Here is an 18,256-nt window from a genome sequence, read left to right on the forward strand (position 1 = left end):
GAGAATCTTAGAGATATTCCCCTGAACAAGGATTGCAAATAAAATAGCAAAGGCAAAATCAATAATTTGAAAAATCGATATTCAACTAATTTAAGTTCGCCATGCCTGAAAAACGCGCAACAAAAGTTCTTCGCCAGAATGTCGAAGCGGTGCCCAGCCTCGACAAGCTCGATCGCACCGACCGAGCCATCCTGAAAGCGTTGCAGAGGGATGCGTCCCTTTCGAACGTGGCACTCGCGGAGAAGGTGAGCCTCAGTGCCCCTGCCTGTCTGCGCAGGGTCGAGCGGCTGAAGGAGCTCGGGCTCATCAAGGGGATCGTCGCGCTGCTGAATCCCCAGGCATTGGACGTAGGCACGCTGGTGATGATCGGCGTGATGCTCGATCGTTCGACGCCGGATTCATTCACCGCGTTCGAAGAGGCGGTGCACAAGGTTTCGGGCTGTCTGGAATGCCACGTCGTGACCGGCGAGTTCGACTACTTCATGCTCGTGCGAACGCGCGACAACGAAAGCTACAACCGCCTCCACGCGGAGCAGCTGCTGTATCTGCCCGGCGTTCGGCAGATCCGTACCTTCATGGTGCTCAAGCAGGTTCTGTCGACCACGTACCTGCCCGTCTAGCATCGAAAAAGAACTTTCATTCTCGACGCGCAATGAATCGTCGATATCTGCATATCGCTCCAAACATTCATCGAGAGAAGATCGTTTTTCAGTCTTTTTCGTTTGTCGTTCGAAGGAATTACGCAAGCACATTCAAAGCCATCAAAACTACGATTCCCGGCCTGGCAACGCCTTGATCTCCAGGGCTTGCTGCACGCATCCAAGATCAATGAGGAACATTGCATGGCTGAGAATCTGACTGGTTTTGTCCCCCTGGCGAGCGCGAGCAATGGCCGCCTTCGCCTCTACACCATCGCGCTGGTGCTCGTGCTCCTGGCGGAGTTCATCGGCAACATCAGCCTGCAGTTGGGACCGGCGCGGATCGTGCTGTTGCCCCTGCTATGGGCCTTGCTCATGGGAGCGACGCTGGGGCTGCTCCAGCATCGGATGCCTCCCGCCTTGCGAGTCACCACCGACATGCAGGGCCTGGCCGCAACCATTCTTCAGCCCGCGTTGCTGATGTTCATCGCGAAGCTCGGATTGCTGGTGGGCGGCTCGATCCCGAAACTCGCGGCCGCGGGATGGGCACTCGTGTTCCAGGAGTTCGGACATTTCTTCGGGACCATGGTCCTGGGACTGCCGATCGCATTGCTGCTAGGCATCAAGCGTCAGGCGGTGGGTGCCACCTTCTCCGTGGGCAGGGAACCAAGCCTGGCGATCATCAGCGAGAAATACGGAATGCAATCGCCCGAGGGACACGGCGTTCTCGCCGAATACCTCACCACCGCGGTCTTTGGAGCGATCTTCATGGCCATCCTCGCGGGTGTGCTGGCGAGTCTCAAGATCTTCGACCCGCTGGCATTGGCGATGGGGGCGGGCGTGGGGTCCGGCAGCATGATGGCGGCCGCGGCCGCGTCGATCGCCGCGCAGCAGACACCCGAGGTCGCCAAGGAGGTCATCACCTTCGCCGCGGCAAGCAACCTGATCACGACCACCGTCGGCACCTACTTCACGCTGTTCCTCTCCTTGCCGTTCACGGCCTGGCTCTACAAGGTGCTCGAGCCCCGGATCGGCCGGACCACCTCGGCCAGCGTCGAGAGTTCGGATCTGTCGGGTCATCTGCACTCGGAACATGCCGCACCTGCGTTCGGCGCCCGCCTGTTCACCTGGATTGCCGTTGCGATCTTCGCGCTCGGAGGAAACTGGATCACCTATCACGCCGCAGCCTCCGATCCGTCGGTGCTGGGTGGCATGGGCATCGTGATCGCCGTGGTGATCGTCGGCGACATGCTGTACCGATTGACCCGGCGCAAGGTCCCCGCCGTCGTATGGGTGTCGCTCGTGGGGATGACGTTGACGTATCCCGCATTTCCGGGAGCCGCGGTCGTCGCCGACATGACCGGCAAGATCAATTTCCTCGCACTCGCCACGCCGATCCTGGCGTTCGCGGGTCTTTCGATCGCCAAGGATGTCCCCGTCCTGCGCCGCCTCGGCTGGCGCATCGTCGTGACCTCGTTCGCGGCCAACGCCGGCACCTTTCTCGGTGCCACCGTCGTGGCGCAGTTCTTCATGCACAAGCCCGTGTAGCAGGACTCCCGGGGTCGGGCCGCAACGGCTCGACCGATGGAGCTTCCACGCGGGTCTTCCTTCGCGCCGCGCATCTCCCAGACGCCAGACGAAGCGAACGCGTTGTCGACGCGAGATTCAGCGCGAATCGACACCTTCCAGATCGAGACATCCATTTCATGAAAACCATCGACCACGAAATCCCGCAGCCAGCCTTTGCCGATGCGAATGTGCTGTCGCACGACCCCGATCCCGCCGAGACCGCCGAATGGCGCGAGTCCTTCCTCGCGCTGGCGCAGGTCCATGGCCCGCAGCGCGCGCGCCAGATGCTCGACGAACTCGCGCGGCTCGCGCGCCAGCAGCGCATCGGCTGGCAGCCGGAGCTGTCGACGCCGTACGTCAACACCATCGCGGCCGAGGACCAGCCGCCGTTCCCGGGCGACCTCGCGGTCGAGGAGAAGCTGGCCTCGCTGATGCGCTGGAACGCGCTCGCGATGGTGGCCAAGGCCAACCAGGCCTATGGCGAACTCGGCGGCCATATCGCGAGCTATGCGAGCGCGGCCGACCTGTTCGAGACCGGCTTCAACCATTTCTTCCACGCGCGCAGCGCCGCCCACGGCGGTGACCTCGTGTTCTTCCAGCCGCACAGCGCGCCGGGCGTCTATGCGCGCGCCTACCTCGAGGGGCGCCTGAGCGAAGGCGACCTCGCCCACTACCGCCAGGAACTCACCGCGCCCGCCTTCGTCGACGGCAGCGGCGCGCGCGGCCTGTGCAGCTATCCGCATCCCTACCTGATGCCGGACTTCTGGCAGTTCCCCACCGGCTCGATGGGGATCGGTCCGATCAGCTCGATCTACCACGCGCGCTTCATGCGCTACCTCTCGCACCGCAACCTGCTGAACTGCGAAGGCCGAAAGGTCTGGGGCGTGTTCGGCGACGGCGAGATGGACGAGCCCGAATCGATGAGCGCGCTGACCCTGGCCGCGCGCGAGAAGCTCGACAACCTCGTGTGGGTGGTCAATTGCAACCTGCAGCGCCTCGACGGCCCGGTGCGCGGCAACGGCCGCATCATCGACGAGCTCGAGAAGCTGTTCGCGGGCGCCGGCTGGAACGTCATCAAGCTGGTCTGGGGCAGCGACTGGGACGGCCTGTTCGCGCGCGACACCAGCGGTGCGCTGGCGCGCGCCTTCGCCGCCACCGTCGACGGCCAGATGCAGACCTTCGCGGCCAAGGACGGGCGCTTCAACCGCGACAACTTCTTCGGCCAGAACCCCGAGCTCGCGCGCCTGGCCGAGGGCATGACCGACGAGCAGATCGACCGCCTCAAGCGCGGCGGCCACGACCTCGTGAAGATCCATGCCGCCTATGCCGCGGCCGCCGCCCACAAGGGCCGGCCCACCGTGATCCTGGCCCACACCAAGAAGGGCTACGGCATGGGCAGCGCGGCCCAGGGCAAGATGACCACGCACTCGCACAAGAAGATGGGCGAGGTCGACCTGATCGAGTTCCGCGACCGCTTCGACCTGCCGCTGAGCGACGCGCAGGCCGCCGCGATGGACTTCTACCGCCCGGCCGAGGACAGCGCCGAGATGCGCTACCTGCGCCAGCACCGCGAGGCGCTCGGCGGCGCCATGCCGCGTCGCGAGACCGCCTGCGAGCCCGTGGCCAAGCCCGAGCTCGCGAACTACGCGCAGTTCGCGGTCGCGGCCGCCGGCAAGGAGATGAGCACCACCATGGCCTTCGTGCGCCTCTTGGGCAACCTGCTCAAGGACAAGGCGCTGGGCCCGCGCATCGTGCCGATCGTGGCCGACGAGGCGCGCACCTTCGGCATGGCGAACCTGTTCAAGCAGGTCGGCATCTATTCGAGCGTGGGCCAGCGCTACGCGCCCGAGGACATCGGTTCGGTGCTCAGCTACCGCGAGGCCACCGACGGCCAGATCCTCGAGGAAGGCATCAGCGAGGCCGGCGCCATCGCGAGCTGGACCGCCGCGGCCACCAGCTACAGCGTGCACGGCCTGGCGATGCTGCCGTTCTACATCTACTACTCGATGTTCGGCTTCCAGCGCGTGGGCGACGCGATCTGGGCCGCGGCCGACCAGCGCGCGCGCGGCTTCCTGCTCGGCGCCACCTCGGGGCGCACCACGCTCGGCGGCGAGGGGCTGCAGCACCAGGACGGCAGCAGCCACCTCGTGGCCGCGACCATTCCCAACTGCAAGGCCTACGACCCGGCCTACGCGGGCGAGATGGCGGTGATCGTCGACGCGGGCATCCGCGAGATGATGGTCGAGCAGCAGGACGTGTTCTATTACGTCACGCTGATGAACGAGAACTACGCGCAGCCCGACGTGCCCGCGGGCGCCGAGGCCGACATCCTGCGCGGCTGCTACCGCTTCGGCACCTACGCGCCGGCCGCGGGCAAGGCGAAGAAGAAGGTCACGCTGATGGGCTCGGGCGCGATCCTCACCGAGGTGGTGAAGGCCGCGCAGCTGCTGGCCGACGAGGGCGTCGAGGCCGAGGTGTTCAGTGTGACGAGCTGGAGCGAGCTCGCACGCGACGGACTGGCCTGCGAGCAGCGCGCCATCGCGGGCGAGGAAACGGGCGAGGACGCGGGCGAAGCCTTCGTCGCACGCCAGCTCGGCCAGGGCAAGGCGCCGATCGTCGCCGCCACCGACTACGTGCGCGCCGTGCCCGAGAGCATCCGCGCCTTCCTGCCCGCGGGCCGGCGCTACCTCACGCTGGGCACCGACGGCTTCGGGCGCAGCGACACGCGCGCCGCGCTGCGCGGCTTCTTCGGCGTCGACGCGCGGAGCATCGCCCACGCCGCCAGGGCTTCCTTGGCGGGAACAACCCTCCAACATCCGAAGGTGGACGCATGAGCGCAGGAACGATCGACATCCAGGTGCCCGACATCGGCGACTTCAAGGACGTCGCGGTGATAGAGGTGCTGGTCAAGCCCGGCGACGCCATCGAGGTCGAGCAGTCGCTGATCGCGGTCGAATCGGACAAGGCCTCGATGGAGATCCCGTCGTCGGCCGCCGGCACGCTCAAGGAACTCAAGGTCAAGGTCGGCGACGTCGTCAACATCGGCGATCTGATCGCGGTGATGGAAGGCGCCGCCCCCGCTGCAGGCGCCGCGCCCGCACCGGCGCCGGCTCCCGCGGCTGCGGCCGCCGCCGCGCCCGCCACGGCTTCGGCCTCCGCGCCCGCTCCGGCTGCGGCCGCTCCCGCGCCGGCCGCCGCCGCGCCGCACGATCCCACCAAGAGCCCGTCGGCCGGCCTGCCGCATGCCTCGCCCTCGGTGCGCAAGTTCGCGCGCGAGCTCGGCGTGCCGCTCGAGGAGGTCAAGGGTTCCGGTCCCAAGGGCCGGATCACGCAGGAAGACGTCCAGGGCTTCACCCAGGCCGTGATGAGTGGCCAGGCCACCACCAAGGCTTCCGCCGCGGCCAAGCCCGCGGGCGGTGGCGGTGCCGACGGCGCCGCGCTGGGTCTCTTGCCCTGGCCGAAGGTCGACTTCACGAAGTTCGGCACGGTCGAGCGCAAGGACTTGTCGCGCATCAAGAAGATCAGCGGCGCGAACTTGCACCGCAACTGGGTGATGATCCCGCACGTCACGAACAACGACGATGCCGACATCACCGAGCTCGAAGCTTTCCGCGTCGCCACCAACAAGGAGAACGAGAAGTCGGGCGTGAAGGTCACGATGCTGGCCTTCGTGATCAAGGCGGTGGTCTCGGCGCTCAAGAAGTTTCCCGAGTTCAACACCAGCCTCGACGGCCAGGGTGACCAGGCCGTGCTGGTCTACAAGCAGTACTTCCACATCGGCTTCGCGGCCGACACGCCCAACGGCCTCGTGGTGCCGGTGCTGCGCGATGCCGACAAGAAGGGCATCCTGCAGATCAGCCAGGAGATGGGCGAGCTCGCCAAGAAGGCGCGCGACGGCAAGCTCGGCGCGGCCGACATGCAGGGCGGCTGCTTCTCGATCAGCTCGCTCGGCGGCATCGGCGGCACGCACTTCACGCCGATCATCAACGCTCCCGAAGTGGCCATCCTCGGCCTCTCGAAGAGCGCGATGAAGCCGGTGTGGGACGGAAAGCAGTTCGTGCCGCGCCTGATCCTGCCCATGAGTCTGAGCTGGGATCACCGGGTGATCGACGGGGCGGCGGCAGGGCGCTTCAATGCGTACCTGTCGCAGCTGCTGGCCGACTACCGGAGGATCCTGCTGTGAGCGCACAACAGGGCAAGGCGCCCGGCTCCAGCCATGCCGGCAAGGTCGACGTCGAATGCGACGTCATCGTGCTCGGCGCCGGCCCCGGCGGCTACTCGGCCGCCTTCCGCGCCGCCGACCTCGGCCTGAAGGTCGTGCTGATCGAGCGCTACGCCACCCTCGGCGGCGTCTGTCTCAACGTCGGCTGCATCCCCTCGAAGGCGCTGCTGCACGTGGCCTCGGTGATGGACGAGGTCAGGCACTTCGCCGACCTCGGCGTGAGCTTCGCCGCGCCCACGGTCGACCGCGCCAAGCTGCTGGGCCACAAGAACAAGGTGGTGGGCAAGCTCACGAGCGGCCTCACCGCCATGGCCAAGATGCGCAAGGTCACGGTGCTGCGCGGCGTGGGCAACTTCGTCGACCCGCATCACATCGAGGTCGAGGAGACCTCGGGCACCGGCTGGGACACCACCGGCAGCACGCAGACCGTGAAGTTCCGCAGCGCCATCATCGCCGCCGGCTCACAGGCCGTGAGCCTGCCCTTCATGCCGAAGGACCCGCGCGTGGTCGACTCCACCGGCGCGCTCGAGCTCGGCACCGATCCCAAGCGCATGCTGATCCTGGGCGGCGGCATCATCGGCCTCGAGATGGGCACGGTGTATTCCTCGCTGGGCGCGCGCCTCGACGTGGTCGAGATGCTCGACGGCCTGATGCAGGGCGCCGACCGCGACCTGGTGAAGGTCTGGCAGAAGATGAACGCGCCGCGCTTCGACAACCTCATGCTCAAGACCAAGACGGTCGGCGCCGAGGCCACGAAGGAGGGCATCAAGGTCACCTTCGAGGGCGAGAACGCGCCCAAGGAACCGCAGGTCTACGACCTGGTGCTGCAGGCCGTGGGCCGCAGCCCCAACGGCAAGAAGATCGGCGCCGAGAAGGCCGGCGTGGCCGTTGGCGATCGCGGCTTCATCCCGGTCGACATCCAGATGCGCACCAACGTGCCGCACATCTTCGCGATCGGCGACATCGTCGGCCAGCCGATGCTGGCCCACAAGGCGGTGCACGAGGCGCACGTGGCGGCCGAGGTGATCGCGGGCGAGCTCAAGGGCGACAAGGAACTGGCGAGCGCGGCCTTCAATGCCCGCGTGATCCCGAGCGTGGCCTACACCGACCCCGAGGTGGCGTGGGTGGGCCTGACCGAGGACCAGGCGAAGGCCGAGGGCATCAAGGTCAAGAAGGGCCACTTCCCGTGGACCGCCTCGGGCCGCGCGATCGCCAACGGCCGCGACGAGGGCTTCACCAAGCTGCTGTTCGACGCCGAGACGCACCGCATCCTCGGCGGCGGCATCGTGGGCACCCATGCGGGCGACATGATCGGCGAGATCGCGCTGGCCATCGAGATGGGCGCCGACGAGATCGACATCGGCAAGACCATCCATCCGCACCCGACGCTGGGCGAGAGCATCGGCATGGCGGCGGAAGTGGCGCACGGGACCTGCACCGACCTGCCGCCGCAGAAGCGCTGAACGAGCGGGGCCTGTCAAGGACAGATCGACAGCCCACGTGTTGCCGGGCTCATGTCCGACGAGCTGGTACCTCCCGCTTCCATAGCTTGGCAGCCTCCCACTGCGGTTGTGCAAGGTTGTGCAAGTGAGCCGGAGTACCTCCAGCCAAGGACCACGATGACCGATTCCATGAACGAAGCCGCCTGCGCGCGGCGGGCGCCTTCGCGCCATCTGCTGTGCTTGCGGATCAACGGCACGCCGCATGCGCTCGAGGTCGAGGCCTGGGTCAGCCTGCTCGACCTGCTGCGCGACCGGCTCGGCCTGACCGGCACCAAGAAGGGCTGCGACCATGGTCAGTGCGGCGCCTGCACGGTGCTGGTCGACGGCCGCCGGATCAATGCCTGCCTGCGCCTGGCCGCGATGTGCGAGGACGCCGAGGTCACCACCATCGAAGGCCTGGCGCGGGGCGACGAACTGCATCCGCTGCAGCGCGCCTTCGTGGCGCACGATGCGCTGCAGTGCGGCTACTGCACGCCGGGCCAGATCTGTTCCGCGCTCGGGCTGCAGAACGAAGGCCAGGCCACCACGCTGGACGAAGTGCGCGAGCTGATGAGCGGCAACCTGTGCCGCTGCGGGGCCTATCCGCAGATCGCCGCCGCGGTGTCCGAGGTCGTGTTGCAGGCGCGCGAGCGATGAACCCGTTCACCCTCGTCGCATCCGCCAGCCTCGAGCAGGCGTTGAACGACTTCACGCCCGGCAGCCAGTGGATCGCCGGCGGCACCAACGTGCTCGACCTGATGAAGGAAGGCGTGGCGCGACCGGCCCGGCTGATCGACATCACCCGGCTCGGCCTCGACCGCATCGAAGCGAACGAGGGTGGTGGCTTGCACCTCGGTGCGCTGGCGCACAACGCCGACACGGCCTGGCATCCGCTGGTGCGCGAGGGCTACCCGCTGCTCGCGGCGGCGATCCTCGCGGGCGCCTCGCCGCAGTTGCGCAACATGGCGACCAACGGCGGCAACCTGCTGCAGCGCACGCGCTGCGTCTACTTCTACGACATCGGCGTGCCCTGCAACAAGCGCGCGCCCGGCAGCGGCTGCCCCGCCATCGGTGGCCTGAGCCGGCAGCATGCGGTGCTGGGCGCGAGCGATCACTGCATCGCGACCCACCCGTCGGACATGTGCGTGGCACTGGCGGCGCTCGGTGCGGTGGTGCATGTGCGCTCCGCGCGCGGGGGCGCGCGCGATCGCCTTCGCCGACTTCCACCGCCTGCCCGGCGACGAGCCGCAGCGCGACTCGACGCTCGGGGAGGGCGAACTGATCACGCACATCGAGCTGCCGCCCGCGCGCGAGTTCGCCGCGCACAGCGCCTACCTCAAGGTACGCGACCGGGCCTCCTATGCCTTTGCGCTGGTGTCGGTCGCGGCCGCGCTGGCATTCGACGAGGCCGGCGGCATTCGAGCCGCGCGCGTGGCCCTGGGCGGCGTGGCCCACAAGCCGTGGCGAAGCACCGAGGCCGAGGCCCTGCTGACGGGGCGCCAGCCATCGCACGAGAACTTCGCGCTGGTGGCCGACCAGCTGCTGCGCGGCGCCACATCGCAGGGGTCGGAACGACTTCAAGATTCCGATGGCGCATCGCGCGATCGTCCGCGCGCTCGCGACCGCCGCGGCCGGCACCGCGCTCGCCGCCCCGAACGACGGCCCGGGCCGTCCCGATCTCAAGGACATCGCATGACCCACGCCCGACCCGCCATGGCCGTCCCGGTGGCCGATCCCGGCACCGGCCCCGTTCGCATCGGCGATCCGGTCTCGCGCATCGACGGCCGGGCCAAGGTCACGGGCGCGGCGCGCTACGCGGCCGAGCATCCGGCCGAGGGACTGGCTTACGGCGTGGTGGTCAACAGCACCATCGCCAAGGGCCGGATCGCGCGCATGGACCTCGAGCGGGCGCTGGCCGTTCCCGGCGTGCTCGACGTGATCACGCACGAGCGGCGTCCCAGCTCGCGCTCGCTCGGCATCTTCTACAAGGACATGACGGCGCCGGGCGGTTCGCCGTTCAAGCCGCTGCACGATGCGCAGGTGCGCTACAGCGGCCAGCCGGTGGCGCTGGTGATCGCCGAGAGCTTCGAGGCCGCGCGGCATGCGGCGCGGCTGGTGGAGGTGTCGTACCTGCGCGAGCCGCACGAGACCGACCTGCTCGAGCACACGCACCGCGCGAAGACACCGAGCCGGCTGAAGGCCGGCTACTCGCCGCCGCCCAAGGAGAAGGGCAATGCGCAGGCGGCCTTCGATGCCGCGCCGGTGAAGATCAGTGCCGACTACTACAGCGGCGTCGAGCACCACAACCCGATGGAGATGTTCGCGACCACCGTGATCCGCGAGGAGGACGGCGGCTACCTGGTCTACGACAAGACGCAGAGCTCGCAGAACAGCCGCTGGTACGTGTCGCACGTGTTCGGCCTGCCGAAGAAGAAGGTCACGGTGCGCAATCCCTACGTCGGCGGCGCCTTCGGCGCGGGCCTGCGGCCGCAGTACCAGCTCGTGCTGGCGATGATGGGCGCGATCCATCTGAAGCGCTCGGTGCGCGTGGTGCTCACGCGTCAGCAGATGTTCAGCTTCGGCCACCGGCCCCAGACGGTGCAGCGCGTGCAGCTCGCGGCGGACGGCGACGGCCGCTTGCGCTCGATCGCGCACACCGCGATCGCCGAGACCTCGCGCTTCGAGGACTATGTCGAGGTGGTCGTGAACTGGTCGGGCCAGCTCTATGCCTGCGACAACATCAAGCTCGATTACAAGCTGGTCGCGCTCGACCAGTACAGCCCGCTCGACATGCGCGCGCCCGGCGCCGCGCATGGCGTGCATGCGCTCGAGGTGGCGATGGACGAACTGGCGAACGCGCTGCGCATGGACCCGCTCGCACTGCGCTTGCGCAACTATGCCGAGTGCAACCCGATCGACGACATGCCGTACTCCACGAAGGAGCTGCGCGCCTGCTACGAGCAGGGCGCGGCGCGCTTCGGCTGGTCGCGGCGCGCCCCCATGCCGCGCGCCACGCGCGAGGGCCACGAATGGGTCGGCTGGGGCATGGCGACCGGCACCTGGGACGCGCTGCAGATGTTCGCGCGCGCGAAGGCGGTGCTCGGTGCCGACGGCCATCTGCGCGTGAGCAGTGCCGCCACCGACATCGGCACCGGCACCTACACCGTCATGTCGATGATCGCCGCGGCGGCGATGGGCCTGCCGCTCGAGCAGGTGCGCTTCGAGCTCGGCGATTCGACGCTGCCGGTGGCGCCGATCGAAGGCGGCTCCTCGCACGTGTCGACCGTGGGCTCGGCGGTGCAGGGTGCGTGCGACAAGCTCAAGCGCCGCCTGTTCCGGCTGGCGCGCGGCATCGCGGGCTCGCCGTTCGCGAAGGCGAGGTTCTCCGAGGTGGAGTTCGCCGACGGCGCGATCAGGCTGCGCGACGCGGCGAACGTGTCGCTGCCTCTGACCGCGGTGGTTGCCGCCAACGGCGGGCGCGCGGTCGAGGAGAAATACCTGCTGCTGCCCAGCGTGCTCAAGCAGCGCAAATACGTGCGCGCCACGCATTCGGCCGTGTTCTGCGAGGTCAAGGTGGACGAGGAGCTCGGCACCGTGCGCGTGACCCGCGTGGTGAGCGCCATTGCGGCGGGCCGCATCATGAGCGCGAAGACCGCTCGCAGCCAGGTCACCGGCGCGGTGGTCTGGGGCATCAGCCAGGCGCTGCACGAGGAGACGCATTCGGACCACCGCCTGGGCCGCTTCATGAACCACAGCTTCGCCGAATACCACGTGGCGGTGAACGCGGACATCCACGACATCGACGTGATCTTCGTGCAGGAGGATGACCGGGTGGTGAGCGAGCTCGGTGCCAAGGGCGTGGGCGAGATCGGCATCGTGGGCGTGGCGGCCGCGGTGAGCAACGCGATCTTCCACGCCACCGGCAAGCGCATACGCAGCACGCCGATGACGCCTGAGAAGGTCATGCGCTAGGGCTGCAAGGCGATCACGGGCAGCGGGAGGGGTACAGGGGGCTCACGGCGCCAGCCGCGTGAACACATAGTCCCTGTCCTTCACCCGCGCCGCATGGCAGGCAAAGCAGGTCTGGTGCTGCGCGATGTCCACCGGCTTCCCGTCGACGAAGCGGCCGAAGCCCCAGCCGCCGGTGGCGGCGTACTTCGCTGAATCCTTGACCATCACCTGCACGGTGGTCGCCATGCCCGGCACCAGCGCGGGTTCGAAGTCCGGCGACTGCACGTGCTTCCACGCGAGCTTGGTCAGCACGGTGCCATCGGGGAAGGGGAGCGCTCCCTTCTTGTAAGCGTCGACGGCCGTCTTGTTGCCGAGCACCACGCGCAGTTCGTTGAGCGGCTCGGACTCCAGCGCAGGCGCGATCAGCTGCCATTCGCGATAGCCCTTGGGGATCGTCACGCCATAGATCGGCGACGCGGCGGAGGTGGACGTCGAAGCGGCGGGCTTGCCGTCCGCGGCGATCGAGACGGCGGCGAAGACGCAGGCACCGAGCGCGAGCGCCACGGCGGCGATTTCCATGCGGATGTTTTTCATCGAAAGCTTTCTTGAAGTGGGGGCGCCGCGATTCTTCGGTGTACCCAAGCGCGAAAGTGCGTCCTTCGTATGCCCGTGTATCCGCGTCGCGTACTCGACATACTGCGATTCGCCGCGGCGATGTCATGCAGTTTGAACGACGGTGCCATGGAAGCCACGCGCCCGCGCCGATCCAATCGATTGCGTTGACATGCCATCGGGCGCATGTCCGAACACAAGAGGCACACCATGGATTTCGAACTCGACCCCGCGCAACGCGATCTTCAACAGCGCGCGCGCAGCTTCATCAAGACGGTCGTCCTGCCGCATTACCGCGAATGGCCGGTCGCCAACTGCGACTACAGCCCGGAACTCAACGCCCACCTCAAGGGCAAGCTGGCCGAGTACGGCCTGGCCAAGCTGATCGTGCCCAAGGAATTCGGCGGCCAGGGCCTGGGGCCGATGGAGGACGTGATCGTGCTGGCCGAGTTCTCGAAGTCGCCGCGCCGCATGCCGGGCGGGCCGTTCGGCGCCCTGGCCGGTGCTCTACCAGGCGCCCGAGAAGATCCGCGAGAAGTACCTCTATCCGGTGCTCGAGGGCAAGACGGGCTGGTCGATGTGCTTCACCGAACCCGAGGCCGGATCCGATCTCGCGGGGATCCGCACGACTGCCGTGCGGAAGAGCGACCACTGGGTGCTCAACGGCACGAAGATGTGGCGCACCGGCCATCACTTCGCGTCGTACACGGCGGTCGCGGCGGTCACCGATCCGAGCAAGGGGCCCAAGGGCATCAGCGTGTTCCTGGTCGACAACGACACGCCGGGCTTCACGAAGTCGCGCGACATCCCGGTGATCGCGCGGCAATGGGGCACGGAGCAGGAAGTGCGGCTCGAGAACGTGATCGTGCCGGCCGAGAACCTGCTGGGCGCGGAGGGCGAGGGCTTCTCCATCGCGCAGCACCAGTTCAACCGCTTCCGCCTGCGCCTGGGCGGCACCGCGCTCGGGATGGCCGAGCGCAGCCAGGAGCTGGCGGTCGAATACGCGCGCGAGCGCAAGGTATTCGGCAAGGCGCTCGGCGACAACCAGGCGATCCAGTGGATGCTGACCGACAACCAGTACGACATCGAGTCGATCCGCCTCAACACCTACTACGCGGCCTGGATGGTGGCGCGCGGCGGCTACTCGGCCTCGCGGATGCAGGCGGCCATGGTGAAGGCCTACTGCGTGGATGCGGGGCTGCGCGTGATCGACCGCTCGATGCAGGTGCTGGGCGGGCGCGGCCTCGCGATCGAGGACTATCCCTTCTTCGACTTCCACAACCTGCTGCGCATGTGCAAGCAGATGGAAGGCTCGACCGAGATCATGAAGATCGTGATGGCGCGCGAGATCCTGTCGGGCGAGTTGAACTGAGGAAGAGAACGGCGGCCCGGGCGGCCGCCGCCTTCACGCGACCACGACGATCTTGCCGAGCGCGCCGCGTGCATCGAGCCGCGCGATGGCCGAGGGCGCATCGGCCAGGGCGAAGGTCTCGGTCACTTCCGGCTGCAGCAGGCCCTCGCGCCACATCGCGAGCAGCGAGTGCACGTTGCGGTCGTTGAGCTTCGGGTCTTCCTGCACGAAGCTGCGCCAGTCCACGCCGACGATGTGGCGGCTCTTGAGCAGCGCCAGGTTGAGCGGCACGCTCGGGATGCCGGCGGTGAAGCCCACCACCAGGTGACGGCCGCCGCGGCGCAGGCTGCGCAAGGCGGGTTCGGTGTAGCCGCCGCCGACCGGATCGAACACCACGTCGCAGCCGTCGCCGCCCACCGCCTCCTTGATGCGCCGCGCGAGCGCCTGCTGCGCCTCCCTGCCTTCGACCTGCTGGTCGTAGACCAGGCCGCCCGACGCGCCGCGCGCCATCGCGAAGGCCAGCTTGGAAGGCGAGGACACGGCGGCCACCACGCGCGCGCCCAGCGCATGCGCTACCTCGACCGCGGCCGAACCCACGCCGCCCGCGGCGCCGAGCACCAGCACCGTCTGTTGCGCGCGCAGCTGGGCGGCGTCGCACAGCGCGTGGTAGGCGGTGGCATAGGCGAACATGAAGGCGGCCGCCTGCGTGCGCGGCGTGTCGGCCGGCACGCGCACGCAGCGCTGTTCGGCCACCGCGATGCGATCGGCCATGGCGCCCCAGCCGCAGCGGCCGATGACGAGATCGCCCTCGCGCAGGCTCGACACGCCCGGGCCCGCCTGCTCCACGACGCCGCAGAACTCGCTGCCCGGAACGAAGGGCCGCTCGGGCCTGACCTGGTAGAGGTCGCGGATCAGCAACCCATCGGGATAGTTGACGCCCACCGCGGCGATCCTCACGAGCACCTCGCCGTCGGCGGGCACCGGATCGGGCAGCTCCTGCCACACCAGCGTCTCCGGTCCCCCGGGGCGATGACTCACCCATGCTTTCATGTTCGGCTCCTTTGGTTGGCGCCATGATGAAAGGCCGGCCCGGCCCACGCCATGACCGCCGCGCGCAACCCGCATGGCATGGCGTGCGCGGGTCATGGGGAACGAGCGCGACGGTCATCGCGACGCAGCAAGCCTGGCGGCACCATGCGGCGATGAACGACACGTCGAAGAACGCGCCCCCATCGCCCGCCGGCCCGCTGCGCGGCCTGCGGGTCGTCGAGTTCGCGGGCCTGGGGGCCGGTTTCCTTCACCGCGATGCTGCTCGCCGACATGGGCGCGCGGGTGGTGCGCATCGAGCGGCCCGGCGCGGTGCAGATGGAGCGCGGCGCGACGATGCGCGGGCGCGAACGTCTCGCGCTCGACCTGCGCTCGGCGGAAGGCCTCGCGACGGCGCGCGAACTGCTGCGCCATGCCGACGTGGCGATAGAAGGCTTCCGGCCCGGCGTGATGGAGCGGCTGGGGCTCGGCCCTGCCGAGCTGTTCGCGTTGCGGCCCGCGCTGGTGTTCGGCCGCATGACGGGCTGGGGGCAGGAGGGGCCGCGCAGCCAGCAGGCGGGCCATGACATCGACTACCTCGCGGTGGCGGGCGCGCTGCATCCCATCGGTCCGGCCGAGGGCCCGAGCGTGCCGCTCAACCTCGTCGGCGACTATGGCGGCGGCGCGCTCTACCTGGCCGTGGGCGTGCTCGCGGCGCTGCACGATGCGGCGCGCAGCGGGCGCGGCCAGGTGGTCGATGCCGCGATCTGCGATGGCACGGTGTCACTGCTGTCGCTGATCCATGGCCTGCGCGCCGCATCGCGCTGGCGCGACGAGCGGCAGGCCAACGTGCTCGATGGCGCGGCGCCTTACTACCGCAGCTACCGCTGCGCGGACGGCCTGCATCTGGCGGTGGGCGCGATCGAGCCGCAGTTCCATGCCGAGTTCCTCGCGCGCCTCGGCCTGGACGGCCAGGAGTTCGCGCAACACGATCGCGACCGCTGGCCCGCACAGGCGCGCGCGCTCGAGGCGCTGTTCGCGCGCGAGCCGCGCGCGCACTGGGAGGCGTTGTTCGAAGGCAGCGATGCCTGCGTGGCGCCCGTCAACGGTCTCGGTGCCAGCATGCGCGACCCGCACCTCGTTGCACGACAGGCCTTCGTCGAACTCGAAGGCGAACTGCAGCCCGCACCGGCGCCGCGCTTCAGTCATTCGCCTTCGCTGCCGCGTCCCACGACGGCGGTGGTGGCCGATGCGCACTGGCTGGCGGACTGGGCGCGCCGCGCGAACCCCGGACCCTGAATCAGGACGCCGGCGGGTTCGCCCGGTACTCGGTCGGCCCCGTGCCGGTCCAGCGCCGGAAGGCCCGGTGGAAGGTGCTGTACTCGGCGAACCCCAGCCGCAGCGCGATGGTCTCGAGCTTCACATGGCCCTGGCGCACCATGTCGAGCGCCGCGCGGCGGCGCACGTCGTCGCGCAGCTCCGAGAAGCCGCAGCCCTCGTCGGCCAGGTGCCGCCGCAAGGTCACCGGTGTCATGTGGAGGCGGGCCGCCACGTCATCCAGGCTCATCGGCGTGCCCACCTGCGCGCGCAGGATGGACTTCACGCGGTCGCTGACGCGGCTGTGGTCGTAGTAGCGCGTGATGAGCGTGCGCGGCGCTTCCGAGAGGAAGCGGCTCAGGCGCTCCTCGCCGCCGATGATCGGCAGCGAGGCCAGGTGGCTCTCGAGCCGCAGCGCGGTGAACGGCTGCTCGAAGCGGATCTCGCGCGTGTCGTAGGTGCGCAGCGTCTCGGCGCTGGTGGGCCGGCGCGGGTACGAGAACTCGACCGCGGTCAGCGGAATGCGGCGGTCGACCAGCCAGCACATGAACTGGTAGAGCAGGAAGACGGTCGCGCCATGCAGGCTCACGTGCCGCTCGGGCGAGAGCGTGCGCAGCGGCTTGAGCCAGACGATGGCCTCGCCGCCCTCGCGGCGGATCTTGATCGAGAAGTCGTCGACCACCAGTGCATAGAAGCGGCCGATGACGACCAGCGCCTCGCCGAGCGTGCGGCAATTGACGATCAGCCGGCACAGGGTGTGGAAGGTGCCCGGCGGGATCGGCCGCGAGGCGATGCCCCAGGCCTCGTCGCGCGCGCGCCGCGCCAGCAGGACCAGGAAGCGCGTGAAGGCCTGCTCGGTGACGCGCAGCCCGCGCGCGTCCAGTTGCAGCGGATCGATGCCCGAACGGCGCAGCACCGCCTGGGCCTGCGCCGGCGGCAGGTCCGCGCTGCGGAGGAACAGCTGCACGAACCAGCCGGCGATCGGCGGCGGCGTGGCGCTCGGCGAGGGGCCGGGGACGGCGGTCATGAAGCGGGCGGGTGCAGGGAAAGCGCGGGCATGCGCTGCGCATTGTCGCGCCGCCCGCACGAGCGACAGCGTCAATCGGCCGTGATGTTGAAGCGCCGGCTCAGCGCCTCCCAGTGGCGGTACTCGTTCTGCATCGCGGCCGTGATCTGCTCGGGCGTCTCGCTGCTGGGCTCCAGGCCGGCCAGCTGCAGCCGGCCGACCATGTCGGGCTCCTGCAGGATGGCGCGGATCGCGTTGCGCAGGCGCTCGGCCACCGGCGCCGGCGTGCCCGCGCGCAGGAACAGCCCCCACCAGCCGGTGTAGTCGAAGCCCGCGTAGCCGAGCTCGTGCAGTGTGGGCACCTGCGGCAGCGCGGTCAGCCGCTTGCTGTGCGCCACCGCGATCGAGCGCAGTCCCTTGTCGCCCTGGCGCTCGATCGCGGTGGCGGCCGAGACGAAGGCCATCGGCACCCGTCCGCCCAGCATGTCCTGCAGCAGCGGGCTGGTGCCGCGGAAGGCCACGTGCGGCATCTCGATGTTCCAGGCCGCGCGCAGCTGCTCGCCGTAGATGTGCGAGGTCGAGCCCGCGCCATAGGAGCCGAAGGAGAAGTTGCCCGGGTTGGCCTTGGCCGCGCGCGCGAGGTCGGCCAGGTTCTGGTAGGGGCTCGACGCGGGCACCACCAGCACCACCGCCTGCCGGCCCAGCAGCACCAGCGGCTCGATGTCCTTCGCGAAGTCGTAGGGCGGCTTGCCGCGCGACAGCGCGATGTTCTGGATCAGGCTGGTGATGTGGAACAGCACCGTCAGGCCGTCGGGCGGCTGGCGCAGCAGGTATTGCGTGCCGATGAGCCCGTTGGCGCCGGCCTTGTTGTCGACCAGCACGGTGCGCGCGAGCACCTCCTGCAGGCGCTGCGCGAGCGGGCGCACCACCGGGTCGGCCGCGCCGCCGGCGGCATAGGGCACGAGCAAGGTCAGCGGCCGGGTGTCCTGCTGCGCACTGGCCAGCTCGGGCAGGCCGGCCAGCGATGCCAGCAGGGCCATCGTCCAGTGCCTGCGTCCGATGTCGATCGTCATGGTCGGGTCT

Annotated in this window: 14 protein-coding genes and 2 pseudogenes; 11 read left to right on the forward strand and 5 right to left on the reverse strand. The window is 68.8% G+C overall.

All coding sequences use genetic code 11. The annotated features are described in order from the left end of the window. The first annotated feature begins 101 nt into the window (after positions 1-101). From ACHMXE_RS09570 to ACHMXE_RS09605, 8 genes and pseudogenes are all read left to right on the forward strand, one after another. Positions 102-620 (forward strand): Lrp/AsnC family transcriptional regulator, encoded by a 519-nt coding sequence (locus tag ACHMXE_RS09570; RefSeq protein WP_203207718.1) that lies wholly within the window; start codon positions 102-104, stop codon positions 618-620. 222 nt (positions 621-842) lie between these two features. Beyond that, on the forward strand, positions 843-2,186 hold the full coding sequence (locus tag ACHMXE_RS09575) for a DUF3100 domain-containing protein (RefSeq protein ID WP_203207717.1): 1,344 nt from the start codon (positions 843-845) through the stop codon (positions 2,184-2,186). Positions 2,187-2,344: 158 nt separating this feature from the next. After that, complete coding sequence (gene mdeB, locus ACHMXE_RS09580) at positions 2,345-5,041, forward strand: alpha-ketoglutarate dehydrogenase (RefSeq protein ID WP_395345831.1); 2,697 nt, start codon at positions 2,345-2,347, stop codon at positions 5,039-5,041. Beyond that, positions 5,038-6,390: a dihydrolipoyllysine-residue acetyltransferase gene (gene aceF, locus ACHMXE_RS09585; RefSeq protein ID WP_395345832.1), complete on the forward strand. Its 1,353-nt coding sequence runs from the start codon at positions 5,038-5,040 to the stop codon at positions 6,388-6,390. Before mdeB ends, aceF begins: the two co-directional genes overlap by 4 nt. Continuing rightward, positions 6,387-7,892, forward strand: a complete 1,506-nt coding sequence (gene lpdA / locus ACHMXE_RS09590; protein WP_395345833.1) for a dihydrolipoyl dehydrogenase — start codon at positions 6,387-6,389, stop codon at positions 7,890-7,892. The genes aceF and lpdA overlap by 4 nt, the downstream gene beginning before the upstream one ends. A gap of 156 nt (positions 7,893-8,048) precedes the next feature. Beyond that, positions 8,049-8,567 carry a (2Fe-2S)-binding protein gene (locus tag ACHMXE_RS09595; protein ID WP_203207716.1) on the forward strand — a complete coding sequence of 173 codons (519 nt, stop codon included), beginning with the start codon at positions 8,049-8,051 and terminating at the stop codon, positions 8,565-8,567. Beyond that, positions 8,564-9,046, forward strand: a pseudogene (locus ACHMXE_RS09600) (FAD binding domain-containing protein); the annotation flags it as partial. The gene ACHMXE_RS09595 and the pseudogene ACHMXE_RS09600, both read left to right, overlap by 4 nt. A 40-nt stretch (positions 9,047-9,086) precedes the next feature. Next, complete coding sequence (locus tag ACHMXE_RS09605) at positions 9,087-11,882, forward strand: molybdopterin cofactor-binding domain-containing protein (RefSeq protein ID WP_395345834.1); 2,796 nt, start codon at positions 9,087-9,089, stop codon at positions 11,880-11,882. Positions 11,883-11,924: 42 nt separating this feature from the next. Here the strand turns inward: ACHMXE_RS09605 and ACHMXE_RS09610 are convergent, their stop codons facing one another. Both ACHMXE_RS09610 and ACHMXE_RS09615 read right to left on the reverse strand, forming a co-directional pair. Further along, entirely contained in the window at positions 11,925-12,455 is a 531-nt protein-coding gene (locus ACHMXE_RS09610; RefSeq protein WP_395345835.1) for a cytochrome P460 family protein, read from the reverse strand. A 123-nt stretch (positions 12,456-12,578) separates the two neighbouring features. After that, the gene (locus tag ACHMXE_RS09615) at positions 12,579-12,764 is read right to left on the reverse strand and encodes a hypothetical protein (RefSeq protein ID WP_395345836.1); all 186 of its coding nucleotides are present in this window, start codon (positions 12,762-12,764) and stop codon (positions 12,579-12,581) included. Between ACHMXE_RS09615 and ACHMXE_RS09620 the strand changes: the two are divergent. Beyond that, positions 12,684-12,872: pseudogene (locus tag ACHMXE_RS09620) on the forward strand (acyl-CoA dehydrogenase family protein); the annotation flags it as partial. The gene ACHMXE_RS09615 and the pseudogene ACHMXE_RS09620 overlap by 81 nt on opposite strands. Positions 12,873-12,975: 103 nt before the next feature. Beyond that, on the forward strand, positions 12,976-13,845 hold the full coding sequence (locus ACHMXE_RS09625; protein ID WP_395345837.1) for an acyl-CoA dehydrogenase family protein: 870 nt from the start codon (positions 12,976-12,978) through the stop codon (positions 13,843-13,845). Positions 13,846-13,878: 33 nt separating this feature from the next. On the opposite strand, the gene ACHMXE_RS09630 is transcribed toward ACHMXE_RS09625, so the two are convergent. Further along, positions 13,879-14,874 (reverse strand): NADPH:quinone oxidoreductase family protein, encoded by a 996-nt coding sequence (locus ACHMXE_RS09630; RefSeq protein ID WP_395345838.1) that lies wholly within the window; start codon positions 14,872-14,874, stop codon positions 13,879-13,881. 255 nt (positions 14,875-15,129) lie between these two features. Between ACHMXE_RS09630 and ACHMXE_RS09635 the strand changes: the two genes are divergently transcribed. After that, entirely contained in the window at positions 15,130-16,149 is a 1,020-nt protein-coding gene (locus tag ACHMXE_RS09635; protein WP_395345839.1) for a CaiB/BaiF CoA transferase family protein, read from the forward strand. A 1-nt stretch (position 16,150) separates the two neighbouring features. On the opposite strand, the gene ACHMXE_RS09640 is transcribed toward ACHMXE_RS09635, so the two are convergent. Together ACHMXE_RS09640 and ACHMXE_RS09645 are read right to left on the reverse strand one after the other, a co-directional pair. Further along, entirely contained in the window at positions 16,151-17,194 is a 1,044-nt protein-coding gene (locus ACHMXE_RS09640) for an AraC family transcriptional regulator (RefSeq protein WP_203207709.1), read from the reverse strand. Positions 17,195-17,265: 71 nt separating this feature from the next. Continuing rightward, positions 17,266-18,246, reverse strand: coding sequence for a tripartite tricarboxylate transporter substrate binding protein (locus ACHMXE_RS09645; RefSeq protein WP_203207708.1), 981 nt, complete (start codon positions 18,244-18,246; stop codon positions 17,266-17,268). Positions 18,247-18,256: the final 10 nt, after the last annotated feature.

This window comes from Variovorax sp. UC122_21, assembly GCF_044056785.1.
Lineage (GTDB): Bacteria > Pseudomonadota > Gammaproteobacteria > Burkholderiales > Burkholderiaceae_C > Variovorax.

Excerpts from the sequence above, each read along its gene's own strand:
- ACHMXE_RS09630 (WP_395345838.1), bottom strand. The coding sequence starts at position 14,874 with ATGAAAGCATGGGTGAGTCATCGCCCCGGGGGACCGGAGACGCTGGTG.
- ACHMXE_RS09640 (WP_203207709.1), bottom strand. The coding sequence starts at position 17,194 with ATGACCGCCGTCCCCGGCCCCTCGCCGAGCGCCACGCCGCCGCCGATC.
- ACHMXE_RS09575 (WP_203207717.1), top strand. The coding sequence starts at position 843 with ATGGCTGAGAATCTGACTGGTTTTGTCCCCCTGGCGAGCGCGAGCAAT.
- aceF (WP_395345832.1), top strand. The coding sequence starts at position 5,038 with ATGAGCGCAGGAACGATCGACATCCAGGTGCCCGACATCGGCGACTTC.
- ACHMXE_RS09595 (WP_203207716.1), top strand. The coding sequence starts at position 8,049 with ATGACCGATTCCATGAACGAAGCCGCCTGCGCGCGGCGGGCGCCTTCG.
- ACHMXE_RS09615 (WP_395345836.1), bottom strand. The coding sequence starts at position 12,764 with ATGCGGCAGGACGACCGTCTTGATGAAGCTGCGCGCGCGCTGTTGAAG.
- ACHMXE_RS09635 (WP_395345839.1), top strand. The coding sequence starts at position 15,130 with ATGCTGCTCGCCGACATGGGCGCGCGGGTGGTGCGCATCGAGCGGCCC.
- mdeB (WP_395345831.1), top strand. The coding sequence starts at position 2,345 with ATGAAAACCATCGACCACGAAATCCCGCAGCCAGCCTTTGCCGATGCG.
- ACHMXE_RS09605 (WP_395345834.1), top strand. The coding sequence starts at position 9,087 with ATGTGCGCTCCGCGCGCGGGGGCGCGCGCGATCGCCTTCGCCGACTTC.
- ACHMXE_RS09645 (WP_203207708.1), bottom strand. The coding sequence starts at position 18,246 with ATGACGATCGACATCGGACGCAGGCACTGGACGATGGCCCTGCTGGCA.
- ACHMXE_RS09610 (WP_395345835.1), bottom strand. The coding sequence starts at position 12,455 with ATGAAAAACATCCGCATGGAAATCGCCGCCGTGGCGCTCGCGCTCGGT.
- ACHMXE_RS09570 (WP_203207718.1), top strand. The coding sequence starts at position 102 with ATGCCTGAAAAACGCGCAACAAAAGTTCTTCGCCAGAATGTCGAAGCG.